General features: G+C 69.9%; 13 protein-coding genes. 7 read left to right on the forward strand and 6 right to left on the reverse strand.

Annotation, left to right across the window (positions count from 1 at the left end; all coding sequences use genetic code 11):
• Positions 1 to 24: 24 nt before the first annotated feature.
• The 3 genes from ACZ6Z4_RS01060 to ACZ6Z4_RS01070 all read right to left on the reverse strand — a co-directional run bounded on the left by ACZ6Z4_RS01060 (position 25) and on the right by ACZ6Z4_RS01070 (position 7,060).
• A complete protein-coding gene (locus ACZ6Z4_RS01060) occupies positions 25 to 1,578 on the reverse strand; it encodes a GGDEF domain-containing protein (protein ID WP_465556833.1) in 1,554 nt (517 codons plus the stop codon).
• Between the two features lie 165 nt (positions 1,579 to 1,743).
• Positions 1,744 to 3,048 (reverse strand): cytochrome P450, encoded by a 1,305-nt coding sequence (locus ACZ6Z4_RS01065; protein ID WP_465560558.1) that lies wholly within the window; start codon positions 3,046 to 3,048, stop codon positions 1,744 to 1,746.
• A gap of 295 nt (positions 3,049 to 3,343) precedes the next feature.
• Positions 3,344 to 7,060, reverse strand: a complete 3,717-nt coding sequence (locus ACZ6Z4_RS01070; RefSeq protein ID WP_465556835.1) for an NPCBM/NEW2 domain-containing protein — start codon at positions 7,058 to 7,060, stop codon at positions 3,344 to 3,346.
• Between the two features lie 185 nt (positions 7,061 to 7,245).
• Here ACZ6Z4_RS01070 and ACZ6Z4_RS01075 point away from each other — a divergent pair, with 185 nt between their 5' ends.
• From ACZ6Z4_RS01075 to ACZ6Z4_RS01100, 6 genes are all read left to right on the forward strand, one after another.
• Positions 7,246 to 8,520 carry an alpha/beta hydrolase family protein gene (locus tag ACZ6Z4_RS01075; RefSeq protein WP_465556837.1) on the forward strand — a complete coding sequence of 425 codons (1,275 nt, stop codon included), beginning with the start codon at positions 7,246 to 7,248 and terminating at the stop codon, positions 8,518 to 8,520.
• A 199-nt stretch (positions 8,521 to 8,719) separates the two neighbouring features.
• Positions 8,720 to 11,461: a type I DNA topoisomerase gene (gene topA / locus ACZ6Z4_RS01080; protein WP_465556840.1), complete on the forward strand. Its 2,742-nt coding sequence runs from the start codon at positions 8,720 to 8,722 to the stop codon at positions 11,459 to 11,461.
• Between the two features lie 11 nt (positions 11,462 to 11,472).
• Entirely contained in the window at positions 11,473 to 11,931 is a 459-nt protein-coding gene (locus ACZ6Z4_RS01085) for a Fur family transcriptional regulator (protein ID WP_363675961.1), read from the forward strand.
• 64 nt (positions 11,932 to 11,995) lie between these two features.
• A complete protein-coding gene (locus ACZ6Z4_RS01090) occupies positions 11,996 to 14,839 on the forward strand; it encodes a glycoside hydrolase family 2 TIM barrel-domain containing protein (protein WP_465556842.1) in 2,844 nt (947 codons plus the stop codon).
• A 91-nt stretch (positions 14,840 to 14,930) separates the two neighbouring features.
• Positions 14,931 to 15,098: a hypothetical protein gene (locus ACZ6Z4_RS01095; protein WP_465556844.1), complete on the forward strand. Its 168-nt coding sequence runs from the start codon at positions 14,931 to 14,933 to the stop codon at positions 15,096 to 15,098.
• A gap of 59 nt (positions 15,099 to 15,157) precedes the next feature.
• Positions 15,158 to 15,532: a DUF4913 domain-containing protein gene (locus ACZ6Z4_RS01100; RefSeq protein ID WP_465556846.1), complete on the forward strand. Its 375-nt coding sequence runs from the start codon at positions 15,158 to 15,160 to the stop codon at positions 15,530 to 15,532.
• Here the strand turns inward: ACZ6Z4_RS01100 and ACZ6Z4_RS01105 are convergent.
• The 3 genes from ACZ6Z4_RS01105 to ACZ6Z4_RS01115 all read right to left on the reverse strand — a co-directional run bounded on the left by ACZ6Z4_RS01105 (position 15,529) and on the right by ACZ6Z4_RS01115 (position 16,920).
• On the reverse strand, positions 15,529 to 16,122 hold the full coding sequence (locus ACZ6Z4_RS01105; RefSeq protein ID WP_465556848.1) for a biotin transporter BioY: 594 nt from the start codon (positions 16,120 to 16,122) through the stop codon (positions 15,529 to 15,531). The two genes, ACZ6Z4_RS01100 and ACZ6Z4_RS01105, sit on opposite strands and share 4 nt — an antisense overlap.
• A 118-nt stretch (positions 16,123 to 16,240) precedes the next feature.
• Positions 16,241 to 16,648, reverse strand: coding sequence for a type II toxin-antitoxin system VapC family toxin (locus ACZ6Z4_RS01110; RefSeq protein ID WP_465556850.1), 408 nt, complete (start codon positions 16,646 to 16,648; stop codon positions 16,241 to 16,243).
• Positions 16,645 to 16,920 carry a type II toxin-antitoxin system Phd/YefM family antitoxin gene (locus ACZ6Z4_RS01115; RefSeq protein ID WP_465556852.1) on the reverse strand — a complete coding sequence of 92 codons (276 nt, stop codon included), beginning with the start codon at positions 16,918 to 16,920 and terminating at the stop codon, positions 16,645 to 16,647. Before ACZ6Z4_RS01115 ends, ACZ6Z4_RS01110 begins: the two co-directional genes overlap by 4 nt.
• A 94-nt stretch (positions 16,921 to 17,014) precedes the next feature.
• Here ACZ6Z4_RS01115 and tmk point away from each other — a divergent pair, with 94 nt between their 5' ends.
• Positions 17,015 to 19,045, forward strand: coding sequence for a dTMP kinase (tmk, locus tag ACZ6Z4_RS01120; RefSeq protein WP_465556854.1), 2,031 nt, complete (start codon positions 17,015 to 17,017; stop codon positions 19,043 to 19,045).
• Positions 19,046 to 19,047 lie beyond the last annotated feature (2 nt).

The following is a 19,047-nucleotide window of genomic DNA, read 5'->3' on the forward strand; positions in this document are numbered from 1 at the left end:
CCTTACCTCCAACCACACTCTCGCTCACCGGTGCCGGCGTTTGTCCTCGTACAGCCGGCTGTCGGCCAGCGGGACCAGCCGGTCCACGGGTACTCCTTCGGCGGTCGCCGCGTACCCGATGCTCAGGCCGAGCTCGGCCAGCCAGGGCTTGCCGGTCCCGGCCACGATGCCGGCCACCGCCGCCCGGATCCGTTCGGCCAGCTGGTAGCCGCCCTTCGCGTCCGGCTGGTCCAGCACCACGAAGAACTCGTCGCCGCCCGATCGAATCACGGCGTCGGTCGACCGGGCCTGTTCTACCAGCAGGTTTGCCACAACCTGCAGCAATTCGTCCCCGCAGGCGTGCCCGAAGGTGTCGTTGACGATCTTCAGCCGGTCCACGTCGATGGCCAGCAGGGTGACCGCGCGCTGCGAGTCGCGGGCCGCGGTGAGCCGCTCGTCCATCGCCCGGCGGTTGCCGATCCCGGTCAGCGGGTCCTGCCGGGCCGCGTGCCACTCGGCGTCGTGCCGCGCGGACAGGTCGTGCGCGTCGAGTGCGTGCCGTACGGCGTTCAGCGCGCGGCGCCGTTCCTTCCACCAGGCCCGGGCGACCGAGTGCGCGTAATCCAACCCGGCAAGGGCTCCCGGGTCACCAGCGACCGCTGCCAGCTCCGATCTGGTCTGCAGCACGAGCATCTGGGTCGCCGGGTCGGCCAGCGGGATCAGGTCGTCGACAGCACGAGCAGCAGCCGCCTGCGCCTTCTCCAGCTCGCCCGCAAGCTCGAAAGCCCTTGCCAGGTAGGCCCCGGCGATCGCCAGCCGCTCTGTCTCGCCCAGCTTGCAGATCTGGTCGCGGCACTCGGCCAGCTCCACCGCTGCTGCCGCAGGGTCGTCCGCTGTCACCGCAGCCGCCAGCCAGAGCCGGGCGCTGAGCCGCCAGTACTCCTGGTTCTCGTCGTCGACGATGACGCGCTCTGCATCCCTTGCCCAGTAGGCCGCCGAGGCCAGCCGCTCCTGGATCTCCTGCTGGTACGACGGATCGCCGAGCCGCTCCAGCTCGTGCGCCCAGCGCAGGTAGGTCTCGGCGAGGTTCAGCCGGTCGATCGCCTCGGACTCGGCCAGCTCGAACACGTCGGCGTCGGTCTGCGTGGCGGCCTCGAAGTGCGGGATGCACAGCTCGAACAGCCGCAGGACGTCGTACGCGTACCCGAGTCCGGTGTGCGCCCACGCGGCGAGCCCGGCGTCCGTCGTACGGCTGAGAGCTGCTTCGGCCGCGACCAGGTCGGCGACGGTGTCGCCGCCGCGGCCGCTGCGGGCCAGGTTGATGATCCTGATCGGGAAGGCGTTCGCCTCCCAGCCGGGCTCGTCGATCGCGCGGGCGACCTGCAGGCAGGCCTCGACCGCAGCGAGCGCCTCGTCGGCGTCGCTGGCGTGGTGGGCGGTGACGCCGCGGACGTACTCCGCGGCGGCCAGCGCGTAACTGGGCTCCGGCCCGAGACCGGCCCGGATCGCCTCGATCTCGACGGCCGCGGCGTGGTGGCCGCCGGACTGCGCCAGCGTCATCGCCGCCGCGATCCGGGCTGTGTGTGGACCCCCGTCCATCCCCATCGTGCTGCAGGCCCTCCTGGTCTGGACCAGCTCGCAGGGTCGAGCCGGACCGCCCATTGTGGTCCCGAGTCAGCGCGCTGTCACGGGCTCGGACCGTTCACCGGCGCTGACTTGACGCAGTCTTGTGCATCCGGTGCGTCACCGGCCGGCCTGAAACGTTCAGCCGGCGGCCTGCTGGGCGCCGGCCGTGGCGTGCAGCTGCACCGGCAGCGACTCGACGCCGTACACGATCGAGAAGTCGCGGAACCGCAGCTGCTCCTCGGCGACCGCCAGCGACAGGTCGGGAAAGCGGTGCGCCAGCGCGGTGAACGCGGCCCGCAGCTCCATCCGGGCCAGCTCGGCGCCGACGCAGCGGTGCATGCCGTGGCCGAACGCGAGGTGCGCGGCCGGGACCCGCTCGGGCCAGAAACTCTCGGCGTTCGGGCCGAAGATCTCCTTGTCCCGGTCGGCACCGGACAGCGACACCGCGACCAGGTCGCCCTTCTTCACCTGGTGGCCGAACAGCTCCTGGTCGTGCCGGGCGAAGCGCGGGAAGGCGACCTGGACGACGGTCAGGTAGCGCAGCAGCTCCTCGACGATCGTGTCGACGGCGCCCGGCTCGTTGCGGATCCGGGCGAAGTTGTCGGGGTCGCGCAGCAGCACCAGCGTGCCGAGCGCGAGCATGCTGGCCGAGGTCTCGTAGCCGCCGAGGAAGACGCCGTCGGCGAGGCCGCCGAGCTCGATGTCGTCGATGGTGTCGCCCTGCTCGCGGATGATCGAGCCGATCAGCCCGTCGCCGGGGTCCTTGCGCTGCTTGCGGACGATCTCGAACAGGAAGTCGCGCGACTCGCTGGCCGAGCCGAAGACGCCGATGCCGCCGCCGGACAGGTCGAACCGGGCCGGGCCGAGGGCACGGAACCGGTCGCGGTCGTTCTCCTCGACGCCGAGCAGGTCGGCGATCAGCAGGAACGGCACGTTGAAGGCGAAGTCGGCGACGATGTCGGCGACCGGGCCCTTGGCCTCCATCAGGTCGAGCTGGTCGTTGACGATCTTCTCGATCGCCGGTTCCAGCCGGGCCAGCCGGCGCTTGGTGAACTCCGGCGTCAGCAGCTTGCGCAGCCGGGTGTGGTCCGGCGGGTCGGTGAAGCCCAGCCCGCCGATGCCCTCGGACGGCTTGTTCGGGTCCGAGGCGATCAGCGGCCGGATGTCGTTGCTGAAGTTGGTGCTGTCGGCCAGCACCGCCTTGGCCTCGGCGTACCCGCTGACCATCCAGACGTTCATCCCGAACAGGTGGGCCAGCTTGTGCACCGGCTCGGTCTCGCGGATCCGTTCCATCTCGGGCGCCGGGTCGAGACCTTCGCGACGCAGCGGCAACGACACCTGGCGGGGGAACATCTTCATCTTCGACAGGTCCAGACCACCTCTGCGGCTGGTCCTGCTCAGCAGCCGGCTGCCGACCCACTTCTTCAGGTATGTCGCAACCATGACTCCCACGCGCCCTCTCTGGAACAGCTGCCCGGCAACGGCTTTCGTCTGTCTCGAAAGTAGCCGTCACGAGGACCAGAACTGATGGTGTTGGCACCACTCGGATGGTGGCGTTGGCACCACCATGGGAGGGGGCCACGGCCGTGCCAGCACGAAGCGTGTCATGCCGGGGGGCCCTGTTGCCACCGGAACCCACCTGTTGTTCCCCCTTACTGGCGGGCAGGTGGGTTCCGGGGGTGGTCTCAGGGAAAGTCCAGCCGAAAGTCGGTTGCGCTCGGGGCGGTTGCCCCTTCGGTCAGGAGTCCTTGCAGGTCAGCCGGGCGTCGGCCCAGTCGGCGTGGTCGCTGGTGACACCGTCACCCGCGTCGGTCACCTGCAGGGTCAGGTTCTGGCCGCCGGTCACGTCGACGGTGACCGGTACCGTCGGCGAGTTCCCGGTGAGCAGGTCCGATGTGTACTTCACCACACCGTCGACGGCGACCTTGAAGCTCACCTTGCCCCGGTCCTCCATCTCGTCGTCGATCCCGAGCTGCGCGCTGAAGCTGCTGCAGTTGCCGCCGAGCCGGACGCTGACCGACGACGGCGCGTGCGTCCCGATGCCCTTTGCATACTGCGTCCCGGCCAGGGTCAGCGGACCGCCGTCACCGGCGCCGTCCTCACCGTTGCTCTTGTCGCGCTCGACCGGTCCCCAGCCGTTGGTCGAGTCGGTCCACTCCAGGTCGCTGATCCACGGCTGCCCGGTCGGTGCCGGAGGCAAAGGCTTGTCGGCGAGCGTCGCCGCGAAGAAGCCGAGACCACCGCCGGGCAGCTTGATCGCCTTGACGGTCTTGCCCGCGGTCAGCGGTACAGCGGTGTAGAAGACCCGGTAGTCGGTGGTCGTGTTCGCCAGACCACTCGCCGTGTAGCGGCCCTTCACCGACACTGCCTGCTTGGCGCCGCCGGTGGTCGGGTCCTGACAGCACCAGTTCGGCAGCTGGAGCGGTGCCTGGGACTCGGTGCCGTCGGTGTAGATGACGGTGACGTTGCCCTTGGCATTCAAGCTGGCGCCTGCGCCGAGCAGCGCCAGGTGCGAACCGGTGCCGCTGACCAGGATCGGCGCGGGCTGGTCCTTCACCAGGTTCGCCGTACCGGGGGCTCCGGTCGGCCAGGTGAACTCGGCGCCCTGGACGGTGACCTTGGTGCCCGGCGTGAAGCCGGCCGCGGCGAGTGCTTCACCGTTGAAGCTGTTGCCGGAGCCGTCGAAGTTGCCCTGGGCGTAGGTGTTGGCGTCGCTGATGCCGACGACGTTCGCAGCCTGCGACAACGATGCGTACGGCAACTGCGCGGTGGCCACCGTGCTGTTGCGGTACGACGCGTCATGGACTCGGTAGGTCGCGTCGAGCCGCAGGGTGAAGCTCGCCGGTTGCACCGACGCGGCCGGAGTCACCCGGAGCTTGGTGGTGACGGTCTTGCCCGGGTCCACCTTGGCGAACGTGCTGGTGCCGGTGGCGGTCCAGCCTGCCGGGAGGTTCGGGACCAGTCGCACGTCGCGCATGGTCGTCGTACCGGCGTTCGTGAAGGACGCGGTGACCTCGGTGGCCTGGCCGGGGGCGTTCCACAGCGACGGGCTGCTCAGCTCCGGCGTACCGAAGGTGTCGGTGACGACCTTGCCGCCACCGACCGAGGTGGTCTGCGCGAGCCGGACCGTCGCGGACTTGCCGGTGGAGATCGAGGTGGTCTTCACCAGCACGACGCCGTTCTCGTAGTACCAGCCCGACGAGGCCGCGAGGTAGGCGTTCTTGCTGACCAGCTTGGTGAGCTTGCGGTTGTCGAGCGTCACGTCACGCGGCGCGGTGCCGGTGTGCACGGTCAGCTCGTACGGCCGCGCGCTCGGCTTGCCGGCGTACGAGCCGCGGCTCTCGCCGATCTTCACCGTCACGTCGCCGCGGGCCGCGGTCGGTGCGGTCACCTCGAGCTTCTGGGTGGCCGACTTGTTCTCCTTGTAGTTGCGGGTGACGCGGTCGTCCTCGTACAGGTCGAACGACGACTTGCCGTCGGGGTAGACGTCGACCGTGAGCCGGTCGCCGAAGCCCTGCTCGGTGGCGGTGTTGATCCCGGCCTTCCACATCGGGACGACGGCGCCCGCCTTCACGAACAGCGGCAGCGTGTCGAGCGGCGCGTGGTAGCCGTTGATCGTGGTCGGACCTTGGTAGACCTTGCCCGTCCAGTAGTCGATCCAGCGCCCCTTGGGCAGGTAGATACCGCTCTTCACCTCGTCGGCGTTCCACATCGGCGCGACCAGGAACTCCTTGCCCGCCAGGAACTCGTACTTCGCCGCGTCGCCCCAGGTGTTCGGGTCGGTCGGGTACTCCAGCACCAGCGAGCGGTTCAGCGGAGCGCCGGTGCGGTGCGCCTCCGCGGCGTACGAGTAGAAGTAGGGCAGCAGCCGCTCGCGCAGCTTCAGGTACTTGCGGTTGATGCTCGTGTACGGCTCGCCGTACGTCCACGGCTGCTTGTACGCCGGGGTCGCCCAGCCGGACATCGTCATCAGCGCCGGCGTGAACGCCTTCCACTGCAGGTCGCGCGTGTAGCTGGTCGGCGAGCCGCCGAAGATGCCGTCGATGTCGCCCGCGCTGTAGGCGATCCCGGAGTTGCCGGAACCGGTGATCGCGGGGATCTGCCACTTGATCGCGTCGAGCGAGCCGCTGTGGTCACCGGTCCACTGCACCGCGCAGCGCTGGGCGCCGGCCCAGCCCTCGACCATCCAGGCGAAGCCGCGGGCGTTGCTGTACTGCTCGATGCCGTCGTGCGCGGTGTCGCAGGCGCTCAGCGCGTACCGGTAGCCCGGTCCGACCCAGGCGACGTCCAGCTTGCGCACCCGGACGCCTGCCTCGCCGACCTCGGCCGGCTGGCGGTCCAGCGAGGACTGCGTCCACAGGCCCATCTGGATGCCGCGCTTGTTCAGCTCCTCGCCGGTCTGCTTCAGCGGAGCGATCTCCCGTTTGCCCCACCAGGTGCCGTCGACCTGCTCGGAGTCAGTGTCGTCGGAGTAGCCGCAGCCGTAGTCGTCGTTGACCAGCATCCAGCCGCCGGGCATGTCCTCGTCGCGGAACTTCTGGGCGACCTTCACCGCGTCGAGCGTGGTGGTCTTGTCCGGGTGCACCTTCCAGTCGTTGCTGGTGTCCGGGTCGGTCGCGTAGTGGCCGCGGTTGTAGCAGTCGGAGTCGCCGTACTCGAGGCCGTAGACCGGTGGCATGAAGGGCCGGCCGGTCAGCTCGGTGTAGCGGTCGAGCGAGGTCTTGAGGTCGCCGACGAAGTAGTAGGCGTCGAAACGCTTCTCGTCGTGCCGGGTGACCACTGGTTCGGTGAACGAGTAGCTGCCGGGGGAGAAGGTGTTGCGCAGTACGCCGTACCCGGCGGTGCTCATGTAGTAGGGAGAGGCGTTCGGGTTGCCGCCGTCCTCCCAGTTGAAGTCGCGGGAGACGGTGATGGTCTGGTCGCGGTGCGAGAAGCGGCCGTTCTGCATGCCGCCGCCGAAGAACTGTTCGGTGGCGCCGCGGCTCAGCGACTGACTGGCCTCGGTGTCTGTCCACGAGAGCGGCGCGGTCTCGGACCAGACTCGCTGACCGTTGGACCGGTAGAGGGAGAAGCGCAGCGGGGACTTGTTCGCGCGCACCTCGATCTTGCCGGTGGTCAGCGAGTAGTAGCTGCCCCGGTCGCGCCAGCTCGTCTTCGGCTTGGCGTAGTCGGTCTTCGCGACGATGTTCGACGCGGGCGCCGTCGGGTCGGTGGGCGGGGTGTTGGCCGGGTCCGTGAACTCGCCGTCCGGCGCGAGCCAGAGCCGGAACACGTCGTCCTTCACGAAGACCACGCGCACCTTCGCGGTGCCCGCGGTCAGCGTGTACGTCGCGTTGTCGGCGGCGAAGGCGGTCACCGTGCCCAGCGACGTCCCGGCGGCGGGCTCGGCGAAGGACTCCGCCGAGGCCGTGCCGACCAGGGCGCCGGCGAGGACGGCGAGGGCCGTGGTCAGCAAAGCTGAACGTTTAAGGTTTGGAAAGATGCTCACGAAAGCCTCACTTCACGCATCTATGAACAGTTTCGGCTATTGATAACTGATCGGCGCCGCGCTGTCACTAGCTCGGCCGTCATCAAAGTGAGACGGGTCCTCCATCGGACGGTGGATCCCCGGTCACAGTGCGTGCGGCGACGATGTTGCGCATGGCGAACTGTCGAAGGATCAACCACGCGGTGCTCGGCGTCCTGGCTCTCGCTCTGCTCGCCGTCCCGCTGACCGCGCAGGCCCGGACCACCCAGGACCCCGTCTACACGCCGACGACCTTCGACCTGCCCGAGCCGACCGGCCGCTACGACTTGGGCACCACCGAGCTGCATCTGGTCGACCGGGCCCGGGCCGACTCGACAGCGCCGAGCGGCAAGCGCGAACTGATGGTCAGCGTCTGGTACCCGGCCGCCGGCATCGGCCGCGACGCGCCGCTCGCGAAGTACATGCCGAAGAAGACCGCCGAGTACGTCGGCCGCCAGTGGTCCGAGGCGTTCTGGCTGCCCGGCACCGTGCTCGATTTCGCCAACACCGAGACGCACGCGAAGGTCGGCGTACCGGCCCGGTCCGGCAAGCACCCGGTTGTCGTCTTCTCGCCGGGCTACCCGTTCAGCCGGTTCCTCAACACCTCGCAGGCCGAGGACCTGGCCAGCCGCGGCTACGTGGTGGTCAGCCTGGACCACACCGGCGAGACGCCGGTCGAGTTCCCCGACGGCCGGTTCGTGCCGGGTCACGACCCGGACCAGGCGCCGACCGCCGAGCTGATCCACGACGTGGTCGACACCCGGACGGCCGACACGCGGTTCGTGCTGAACCAGCTCGAGCAGCTGGCCGCCGGCCGGAACCCGGACGCCGAGCAGCGCAAGCTGCCGCACGGGCTGCGGAACAGCCTCGACCTGCGGCGTACCGGGATGTTCGGGTACTCACTCGGCGGCTACACCACCGCCAACACGATGCTGCAGGACCGGCGGGTGCAGGCCGGCGCGGACCTGGACGGCACGCTGTCGGACAGCAAGGAGGACCAGCTGGTCGGCGAGGTCGCGCGCAAGGGGCTGAAGCGGCCGTTCCTGCTCTTCGGCTCCGACACCAGCCAGCGGCTCGACCCGAAGGCGCCGAACTACGACCCCTCCTGGGCGGCGTTCTGGAAGGCGCAGCAGGGCTGGAAGCTGAACCTGCAGCTGAAGGGGTCGGAGCACTTCGCGTTCTGCGACTTCCGCTTCGTCTTCGCGCAGCTGTTCCACCACGTGTACGGCGACGACGAGCTGATCCCGATCGCCGTCGGCAAGCTGGTCGGCAAGCTCGACGAGACCGCGGCGGTGTCCGCTCAGCGGGACTACCTCGCGGCCTTTTTCGACCAGAGTCTGCGCGGCCGGCCGCAGTCGCTGCTGCGGAAGGAATCGGGTCGGTTCCCCGCCGTGGGATTCGTCCGCTGAGCCGCTCCCGGCCGTGCTTTCGGTCACCCGAATGCGGCGCGTGGCGGCGCGACCGGTTACCGTGCGTTGAGAAATGCGTTGCTGTCGGCCGTACTCTGTCTTCGGGCAGGGTCGGTGCTCGGGGTTGTGCTCACGGGGAATGAGCAGTCCGGCCGCAGGCGTTGGTCGGTCCTAGAGGACGTAGACAGCAAGGAGCGCAGTGGCAGGGGCAGCAGGAACCAAGACATCGTCCGGAACCGCTTCGGCGGGCACCGGGCGCCGGCTGGTGATCGTCGAGTCGCCGAAGAAGGCGCGGATGATCGCCGGTTTCCTGGGGTCCGGGTACGTGGTGGAGTCCAGCTTCGGCCACATCCGGGACCTGCCGAAGGGGGCCGACGAGATCCCCGCCAAGTACAAGGGGCTGCCGTGGGCCCGGCTCGGCGTGAACATCGACGACCACTTCGACCCGCTGTACGTCGTACCGGCCGACAAGAAGGCGCAGATCCGCAAGCTCAAGGACCTGCTCAAAGAGGCCGACGAGCTCTACCTGGCCACAGATGAGGACCGCGAGGGCGAGGCCATCGCGTGGCACCTGCTCGACGAGCTGAAGCCGAAGGTCCCGGTCAAGCGGATGGTCTTCCACGAGATCACGCCGAAGGCGATCCAGGACGCGGTCGGCAGCGCCCGGCAGATCAACGACGCCCTGGTCGACGCCCAGGAGGCGCGCCGGATCCTGGACCGGCTCTACGGCTACGAGGTCTCCCCGGTGCTGTGGAAGAAGGTCATGCCGAAGCTGTCGGCGGGCCGGGTCCAGTCGGTCGCGATCCGGATGGTGGTCGACCGCGAGCGGGAGCGGATCGCGTTCCGCTCGGCGTCGTACTGGGACCTGGACGCGACGCTCGACGCCGGTGAGGGCAAGACGCCCCGGCTGTTCCCCTCCCGGCTCGTCTCGGTGGACAGCCGGCGGGTGGCGCAGGGCCGCGACTTCGCGTCGACCGGTGAGCTGAAGAGCCAGAACACCGTCCACCTCGACGAGCCGACCGCGACCGCGCTGGCCGCGGCGCTGCGCGAGTCGCAGTTCACCGTGCGCTCGATCGAGTCCAAGCCGTACACCCGCAAGCCCTACGCGCCGTTCCGCACCACCACGCTGCAGCAGGAGGCCGGCCGCAAGCTCGGCATGTCCGCCTCGCAGACGATGCAGATCGCCCAGCGGCTGTACGAGAACGGCAACATCACCTATATGCGTACCGACAGCGTCACGCTGTCGGACACCGCGATCACCGCCGCCCGGGCCCAGGTCCGCGAGCTGTACGGCGCGACGTACCTGCCGGACAAGCCGCGCGTCTACACCTCCAAGGTGAAGAACGCCCAGGAGGCGCACGAGGCGATCCGGCCGGCCGGTGAGCAGTTCCAGACCCCGGCCCAGACCGGGCTGTCCGGCGCGGAGTACCGGCTGTACGAGCTGATCTGGATGCGCACGATCGCGTCCCAGATGAAGGACGCGGCCGGCAACAGCGTCTCGATCAAGATCGACGCGACCGCCTCGACCGGGGAGAAGTGCGAGTTCACCTCGTCCGGCCGGGTGATCACGTTCCACGGGTTCCTGAAGGCCTACGTCGAGGGCGCGGACGACCCGTCGCACGAGACCGACGACCGGGAGACCCAGATCCCCGACGTGTCCGAGGGCGACGTGCTCCCGGCCACCGAGGTGCTCGCCTCCGGGCACGAGACCAAGCCACCGTCGCGCTTCACCGAGGCGACGCTGATCGCCCAGCTGGAAGAGCGCGAGATCGGCCGGCCGTCGACGTACGCCTCGATCCTGGGCACCATCCAGGCCCGCGGCTACGTGTACAAGAAGGGCAACGCGCTGGTTCCGGCCTGGCTGGCCTTCGCCGTGGTCCGGCTGCTCGAGGAGCACTTCACCCGCCTGGTCGACTACGCGTTCACCGCCTCGATGGAGGACGTGCTGGACGACGTCGCCGCCGGGAACCTGCAGCGCGAGGGCGTGCTCGGCCGGTTCTACTTCGGCGACGACGACCTCGAGGGCCTGCAGTCGATGGTCAGCGACCTCGGTGACATCGACGCCCGGGAGATGTCCACCTTCCCGGTCGGACCGCCGGACAGCGGCATCGTGGTCCGGGTCGGCCGCTACGGCCCGTACGTCGAGGGCCCGGACGAGACCCGCGCGAACGTGCCGGAGGACCTGCCGCCGGACGAGCTCACCGTCGACAAGGCGAAGGAGCTGCTCAGCCAGCCCTCCGGTGTCGAGATCGAGCTGGGCGCGGTCCCGGACAGCGGGCTGCAGGTGGTCGCGAAGGCCGGCCGGTTCGGCCCGTACGTGACCGAGGTGCTGCCCGACGACGCGCCGAAGAGTGCCAAGCCGCGGACCGGCTCGCTGCTCAAGTCGATGACGCTGGACACGGTCACGCTCGACGACGCGCTCAAGCTGCTCTCGCTGCCGCGGGTGGTCGGCAAGGACCCGGAGTCCGGTGACGAGATCACCGCGCAGAACGGCCGCTACGGGCCGTACCTGAAGAAGGGCACCGACTCGCGGTCGCTGCAGACCGAGGACCAGATCTTCGAGATCACCCTCGAGGAGGCGCTGAAGATCTACGCCGAGCCCAAGCAGCGCGGCCGGCGGGCCGCCGCGCCGCCGCTCAAGGAGCTCGGCGAGGACCCGGAGTCGGGCAAGCCGGTGGTGGTCAAGGAGGGCCGCTTCGGTCCCTACGTCACCGACGGGGAGACCAACGCGACGCTGCGCAAGGACGACTCGGTGGACAGCATCTCGCTGCTCCGGGCGGCCGAGCTGCTGGCCGACAAGCGGGCCCGGGGCCCGGTGAAGAAGACGGCCAAGAAGGCGGCGAAGAAGACCACCGCCAAGAAGACGGCCGCCAAGAAGACCACCACCAAGAAGGCCGCGGCCAAGAAGACCACGAAGAAGGCCGCCGCCAAGAAGTCCTGAGAGACTGGACCATGGCGCCAACCCGAGAAGACAGCGGCCCGCAGGGGCCGGCCGAGGTCACCGCGCGACGGCTGCGCGAGCGCGGTGAGCGGGTGACCCCGGCCCGGCTGGCGGTCGTCGAGGTGCTCGCCGGGACCGACGAGCACCTGAGCGCCGAGCAGATCGGCGAGCGGGCCGAGGAGCTCCGGCCGGGCATCCACCGGGCGACCGTGTACCGGGCGCTGGACGCGCTCGGCGAGTTCGGCCTGGTCACGCACGTGCACCTGGGCCGCGCCGGTACGACGTACCACCTGTCCGGCGAGCTCGCCCCGCGGCACCTGCACCTGCGCTGCTCCGAGTGCGGGACGGTGCTGGACGCGCCCGGCGACACCCTCGACCCGGCCCGCCGCAAGCTCCAGCGCGACCTGGGTTTCCAGCTCGCGCCCGAGCAGGTCGCGCTGGTCGGGGTTTGTCAGGACTGCGCGGGCTGATTTCCTGTCCATATCTGTTCATCGGTGTGGATTCGTGAACAGATCGGTCGTAGGCTCGTCGTTCGTGACCTACGACCACAGTTATGTCGAAGACTTCGCCCCGGCCGCCGGTGTCCTGCCCCCGCGGGCCTGGCTGGACGACGACTCCGCCCGGGTCGCGCTGACCGGTGACTGGAGCTTCCGGCTCTCGCCGAGCGTGGCCGAGGCCCCCGACGACCTGAAGGACCCCGACACCAGCGGCTGGGACACGATCAGCGTCCCCGGCCACTGGCAGCTGCAGGGCTACGGCGCCCCGGCGTACACGAACATCGACTACCCGTTCCCGCTGGACCCGCCGTACGTGCCGACCGACAACCCGACCGGCGACTACGTGCGGACCGTCGCGGTGCCGGCCGACTTCGCCGGGACGCGGATCGTGCTGCGCTTCGAGGGAGTCGACTCGCGGTTCGCGCTGCACGTCAACGGTGAGCTGGTCGGCTGGTCGTCCGGCTCCCGGCTGCCCAGCGAGTTCGACGTCACCGAGCTGGTCACGCCCGGGGAGGACGCGCGGATCGCCGTCCGCGTGCACCAGTGGTCGGCCGGCAGTTACGTCGAGGATCAGGACATGTGGTGGCTGTCCGGGATCTTCCGTGAGGTCAACCTGCTGGCGCTGAAGCCGACCGCGCCGACCGACGTGTTCGTGCACGCGTCGTACGAGGGACCGGGCGGGACGCTGAAGGTCGACTCCGACGTCGCCGGGACGGTCGTCGTACCGGAGCTCGGGCTGGAGCTGGCGACCGGCGAGCAGACCGTGGTCGCGCAGGTCGAGCCGTGGAGCGCCGAGAGCCCGAAGCTGTACGACGGCGTCGTCCGCACCGACGGCGGCGAGGTCCGGGTCCGGATCGGTTTCCGGACCGTCGCGATCGCCGACGGCGTCCTGACCGTGAACGGCAACCGGGTCCTGTTCAACGGCGTGAACCGGCACGAGACGCACCCCGACCGCGGCCGCGCGCTGACCGAGCAGGACATGCTCGACGACGTGCTGATCATGAAGCGGGCCGGCATCAACGCCGTCCGGACCAGCCACTACCCGCCGCACCCGCACTTCCTGTCGCTGTGCGACGAGTACGGCCTGTACGTCGTCGACGAGTGCGACCTGGAGACGCACGGCTTCGGCTACGAGCCGCAGCCGCCGAACCTGCCGAACCCGGTGATGGACGAGCGCTTCCGCCCCGACCTGGTCTCCCGGATGCAGCGGATGATCCAGCGCGACAAGAACCACGCCAGCATCGTGATCTGGTCGCTCGGCAACGAGTGCGGGATGGGCGACAACCTCAAGGCCATGTACGACGCGGCGAAGGAGCTCGACCCGTCGCGGCCGGTGCACTACGAGCGCGACACGCACGCCGAGTTCGTCGACATCTACTCGCAGATGTACACCTCGCCCGAGGACGTCGCGAAGATCGGCGAGGACACCTCGTCGTACCGGGAGCTGCCGTTCATCCTCTGCGAGTACGGGCACGCGATGGGCAACGGGCCGGGCGGGCTGCTCGACTACCGGGAGCTGTTCGAGAAGTACCCGCGCTGCCAGGGCGGTTTCATCTGGGAGTTCATCGACCACGGGCTGCGCAAGACCGAGGACGGGCAGGAGTTCTACGCCTACGGCGGCGACTTCGGCGAGACCATCCACGACGGCAACTTCGTCTGCGACGGGCTGCTGTTCCCGGACCGGACGCCGTCGCCGGGCATGCTCGAGTACGTCAAGGTGATCGAGCCGCTCCGAATCGTTGCCGATGGCAAGAATGTGGCGATCACCAACCGGTACGAGGTGCTGGACACCAGCCACCTGACGTTCCGGTACGTCGTCGAGGTCGAGGGCACGCAGGTCGCCGAAGGCTCGCTGACCGTACCGGCGATCGCGCCCGGCGAGACGGTGACGGTGGAGCTGCCGACTGCGGGTGACCAGGCCGAGACCTGGGTGACGGTCAGCGCGTCGCTGACCGACGGTACGGCGTGGGCCGAGGCCGGGCACCGGGTCGCCTGGGGACAGGTCCGGCTCGACGAGCCGGCCGCGTCGGCGCGCCCGGCAGCCTCCACCGGCTCGGACGCCGCGGCGCGGACCGAGGGCGTCGGCGGAACCTGCACGGCGCCGGCCGACGGGGTCGCCGGGGTGCACGGGATCACAGTCGGCGGCCTGACGAACGCGCGGCTCGACGTCTGGCGGGCGCCGACCGACAACGACACGATCCCCGGCGTCGCCGAGGCGTGGCGCGAGCAGGGCCTGCACCGCGTGCAGCACCGGGTCGTCTCGGCGACTACGCACCAGACCGGCTGGAAGGTCGTCACCCGGACCGCGCCGCCCGCACTGCAGTGGGGCCTGGTCTCGACCTGGGTCTGGAGCAAGCTCGAGGACGGGCTGCACCTGGATCTCAGCATCACGCCCGAGGGCCAGTTCCCGGCGACACTGCCGCGGCTCGGCATCACCTTCGAGCTGCCGACGGTCGCGTCCGTCGAATGGTTCGGCGCCGGCCCGAACGAGGCGTACGTCGACACCCGCTCCGCGGCCGCCGTCGGCCGGTACTCGGCGACCGTGGCCGAGCTGCAGACGCCGTACGTGCGCCCGCAGGAGAACGGGCACCGGATCGACACCCGCTGGGCCGTCCTGAACGGTGCCGAGGGCACCCTTCGGGTCGAGGCGGCGCCGACGCTGTTCGGCCTGACCGTCCGCGACTGGACGACCCAGGACCTGGCCGACGCCAAGCACACGATCGACGTGAAGCCCGGCGGTACGACGTACGTGACGCTGGACCTGGCCCAGGCCGGCATCGGCTCGAACTCCTGCGGCCCGGCGCTCGCGGACAAGTACAAGTTGCTGACGGCACCGGCTTCGCTGTCGCTGAAGTTCAGCTATTCGACTGAGGCTGAATAGTTCGGAGCCCTGGAACCAGCAACGGTCGTGCCCACGTCCGAGTGAGCGTGCCGACCGGCACGAACCGTTGCTGGGAAAGGGAAAGACGAACATGGCGGACAAGCTCGAGGACCTGAAGAACCAGTACAACAACGTCAAGGAGTGGCAGTCCGAGATGCGGCAGATGGGGATGTCCGCGTCGGACAAGCAGATGCGGGACTCCGCGAAGCAGCTCGGCTCGCTGAGCAAGAAGATCGACAAGCTCGAAAAGGGCCGCTGACTCTTCCGCAGCGCTCCCGCCGTCGCGAGACGGCGGGAGCGGAACCCCTGGAGCGATCGATGTCCGAGCCGTACCGCCCGTACTTTCCGCACCTCGCGGCCTTCGTCTCCGAGTTCCTGGTGAAGGCCTACGTTCGCAAGCTGGGCCACGCCAACGTCTGGTGCCCGGAGTGGTACCGCCACTTCGAGGCGATGTGCCGCCTCGACGCCCTGTGGCGGTCCTGGGAGTACCTGCGCCAGGACGGCGACACCGGGATGTCGGTCTGGTGGCGCGACCACGCCGACCCGCACATGCGGGTGCTGCTCGACCCGGACGGCCCGTTCGGGCCGTGCCGGCGCGAGCACACCGAGTTCCCGGTGCCGGACCTTCCGGTGATCGACCCACCGGAAGGTCTCTTCGAGGACGAACGGGAACCGATCGCCGTCTCCGCCTAGCTCTGCTTGGTCAGCTTCCACAGGCCGGGCAGGATCGCGCCGGCGACGGCGGCCTTGATCAGGCCGCCCACGATGAACGGGGTGAAGCCGGCGGCGATCGCCTGACCCGCGTCGAGGTGCGCGGTGACGGCCAGCCACGGGACGCCGACGGCGAAGATGATGGCCTGACCGGCGACGAACAGCGGGAGCGCCTTCCACAGCGCCCGGTCGAGCTGGTGCTTGGCGGCCAGGCCGATCAGGTACGCCGCCGGCAGGAAGCCGACGATGTACCCGCCGGTCGCGCCGCTGATCACCTCGAAGCCGCCGGACGCCTCGCTGTAGAACGGCAGGCCGACCGCGCCGAGGACCAGGTAGAGCGCCTGACCGGCCAGCCCGCGGTGCGGGCCGAGCGCGGCGGCGGTCAGCACGACGGCCAGCGTCTGCCCGGTGATCGGCACCGGCGACCCCGGGACCGGGATCGCGATCTGCGCCAGCGCGGCGGTGAACAGCGCCGCGGTGACGACCAGCGCCACGTCACGGGCCCGGGACCGGCCCAGGACGTCGGCGAGCACGAGCGGGCGCTGAACGGGCAGGGGTACGGCGGTGGTCACGAAGCCTCCACATCGGTCGGCCGCCAGGCGAACCGGGCGGCCAGCTACTGAACGGGACGCCTCAGTCTGCCTCAGCTCCCTGCCCCGGCAACCACACCTGTGTCGGTGATCACTCCGGTTAGGAGGCGCCAGGAGCGGCTGTCTCCAGGCCGGCCTCAGCAGCCGCCGCCAGCAGGCGCTTGTCGTACGTGACCAGTGCTGTCAGCGCCAGGCCCTCCAGGACCAGGGTCTGGGCGCTCGCGAGGTGGATCGCGTCGAGGGTCCGCAGCATCGGGTCCGCGTAGGCGGCCGCGGTGGCGAGCACGGTGTCGTCCATCGGCACCCGGTCGAGCCGGGCCAGCACCGTGGGAACGGCGGCGAGCCGGCCGGGGTCGGAGCGGCGGAGGGCCCGGGGGACCTCGGTCAGCACCAGCGACGACGCGACCAGTTGAGTGTCGGACTGGGCCGTCAGCCACGCGACGAGGGCTGCACTTTCCGCCTCCGGGCGGATCAGTTTCACGATCGCGGCGGAGTCCAGGTAGATCACAGACGCTCCTCGCGGAGGTCCGAGACGATGTCGGTGGAGTCGGTCGACAGATCCGGCTCACCGAGCGGCATGACCACCGGCGCCGAGATGGTGGACGGGATCAACCGGCCACGGCGGATCAGCTCGCCCCGGGTGGTGGTGGCGTGGTCGATCGGGACCAGGCGGGCCGCGGGCCGGCCGCTGACCGTGATCTCCACGGACTCACCGTTGGCGACCCGGGCCAGTACGGCGCTGGTGTGCTGATTGAGCTCGCGCACGGGGATGCTGTCCATGAACCGAGTGTAGAACACAGTGTTCTACACTCGGTAGTCCCGCAGGCTCCCCTCAGGGAACATCTCGTCGGTGCGGCCGACTAGGCTCTGTGTCGTGCCGGAGGTATACGACCCGCTGACCGATCCTGCACCGGCCCACGACGTCCGGGCGGTGTTGCGGATCCGGGCGTTCCGGCGGCTCTGGATCGCCTTCGGGCTGTCCAGCCTGGGCGACTGGATCGGGCTGCTCGCGCTGACCGCGATGGCCAAGAACTTCGCCGGTGACGACTACCAGGCGGCCAACTTCGCGATCGGTGGGGTGCTGTTCCTGCGGGTGCTGCCCGCGCTGGTGATGGGTCCGGTGGCCGGGTGGGTCGCCGACCGGCTCGACCGGCGCTGGACGATGATCCTCGGCGACATGATCCGGGCGGCGTTCTTCGTCAGCATCCCGATCGTCGGCACCCTGACCTGGGTGCTGGTGGCGACGGTGCTGATCGAGATCGTCAGCCTGATCTGGGGTCCGTCCAAGGATGCCAGCGTGCCGAACCTGGTGCCCCGGCACCGGCTCGAGGCGGCCAACCAGCTGAGCCTGGTCACGACGTACGGGACGGCCCTGCCGGCCGCGGTGATCTTCACCGCGATCACGCTGGTCGGCCGGGGGCTGGGCGATGTCGCGATCGACCTGGCCGTCTACGTGAACGCGCTGACCTTCGCGGTCTCCGGGTTCGCGATCATCTCGGTCGCCGAGATCGGCCGGGCCGGGCGGCACGACCACGAGGAGCACCCGACGCTGTGGCGGACGATGGTCGAGGGCTGGTCGTACGTCACCGGTACGCCGGTGGTCCGCGGCCTGGTCGTCGGCATCTCCGGCGCCTTCGCGGCCGGTGCGGTGGTGATCGGCCTCGGCCGCACGTACGTCGAGGACCTGGACGCCGGTGACCCCGGGTACGGCGTGCTGTTCGGCGCCGTCTTCGGCGGTCTCGCGCTCGGGATGGGCTTCGCGCCGCGGATCTTCTCCGGGCTGTCCCGGCGCCGGCTGTTCGCGGCCGGGCTGGTCGGGTCCGGGATCGGGCTGGCCGGGCTGGCGCTGATCCAGCAGCTCGAGATCGCCACCATGATCGCGATCGTGCTCGGCTTCTGCGCCGGCGCCTCCTGGGTCTCGGGGTACACGCTGCTCGGCCTGGAGGTCCCGGACAACGTCCGCGGCCGGACGTTCGCGTTCGTGCAGTCGGCGGTCCGGACCGTGCTCGCGCTGACGCTCGCGGTGGCGCCGTTCGTCGCGGGGGCGATCGGGCGGCAGACGTGGAGCGTCGGCGACCGGTCGCTGAGCTACAACGGCGCCGCGCTGACGATGCTGATCGCGGCGGTGCTCGCGGGCGTGATCGGGCTGGTCGCGTGGAAGCAGATGGACGACCGGCCCGGCGTACCGTTCTGGCGCGATGTCCGGAAGAGCTTCGGGAAGACGCCGGGCGTCTACCCGACCACCGGGCTGTTCGTGGCGCTCGAGGGCGGCGAGGGCGCGGGCAAGTCGACGCAGTCCGCGCTGCTGGTCAAGTGGCTGGAGGAGCGCGGGCAGCATGTGCTGCTGACCCGCGAGCCGGGTGCGACGGATCTCGGCAAGACGCTGCGGCAGATCGTGCTCGACCCGGCGACCGGTGACATCTCGCACCGGGCCGAGGCGCTGATCTACGCCGCCGACAAGGCCGAGCACGTCGACTCGGTGATCAAACCGGCCCTCAAGGCGGGCTCGGTCGTGATCACCGACCGGTACGTCGACTCCGCGCTGGCCTACCAGGGCTCCGGGCGCGACCTGGACCTGTCGGACGTCGAGCGGGTGAACCGCTGGGCCACCGACGACCTCCGGCCGAACCTGACCATCCTGCTCGACCTGCCCCCGCGCAGCGGCCTGAGCCGCTTCGAGGAACGCGACCGGATCGAGGCCCAGTCCGCGGACTTCCACGAGCGCGTCCGGTCGGCGTTCCTGGAGCTGGCCGCCGCCGAGCCGCAGCACTACCTGGTCCTCGACGCCACTCAGGAGCGCGAGCAGATCGCCCAGCAGATCCAGGCCAGGCTGCTGCCCCTGCTCCCGAACGTCGGAGCGACCCCCGCGCCCGAGCAAGTACCGGCCGCCGATCAGGAGAGCTGACA

The sequence above is a fragment of the Kribbella sp. NPDC104740 genome (assembly GCF_055583505.1).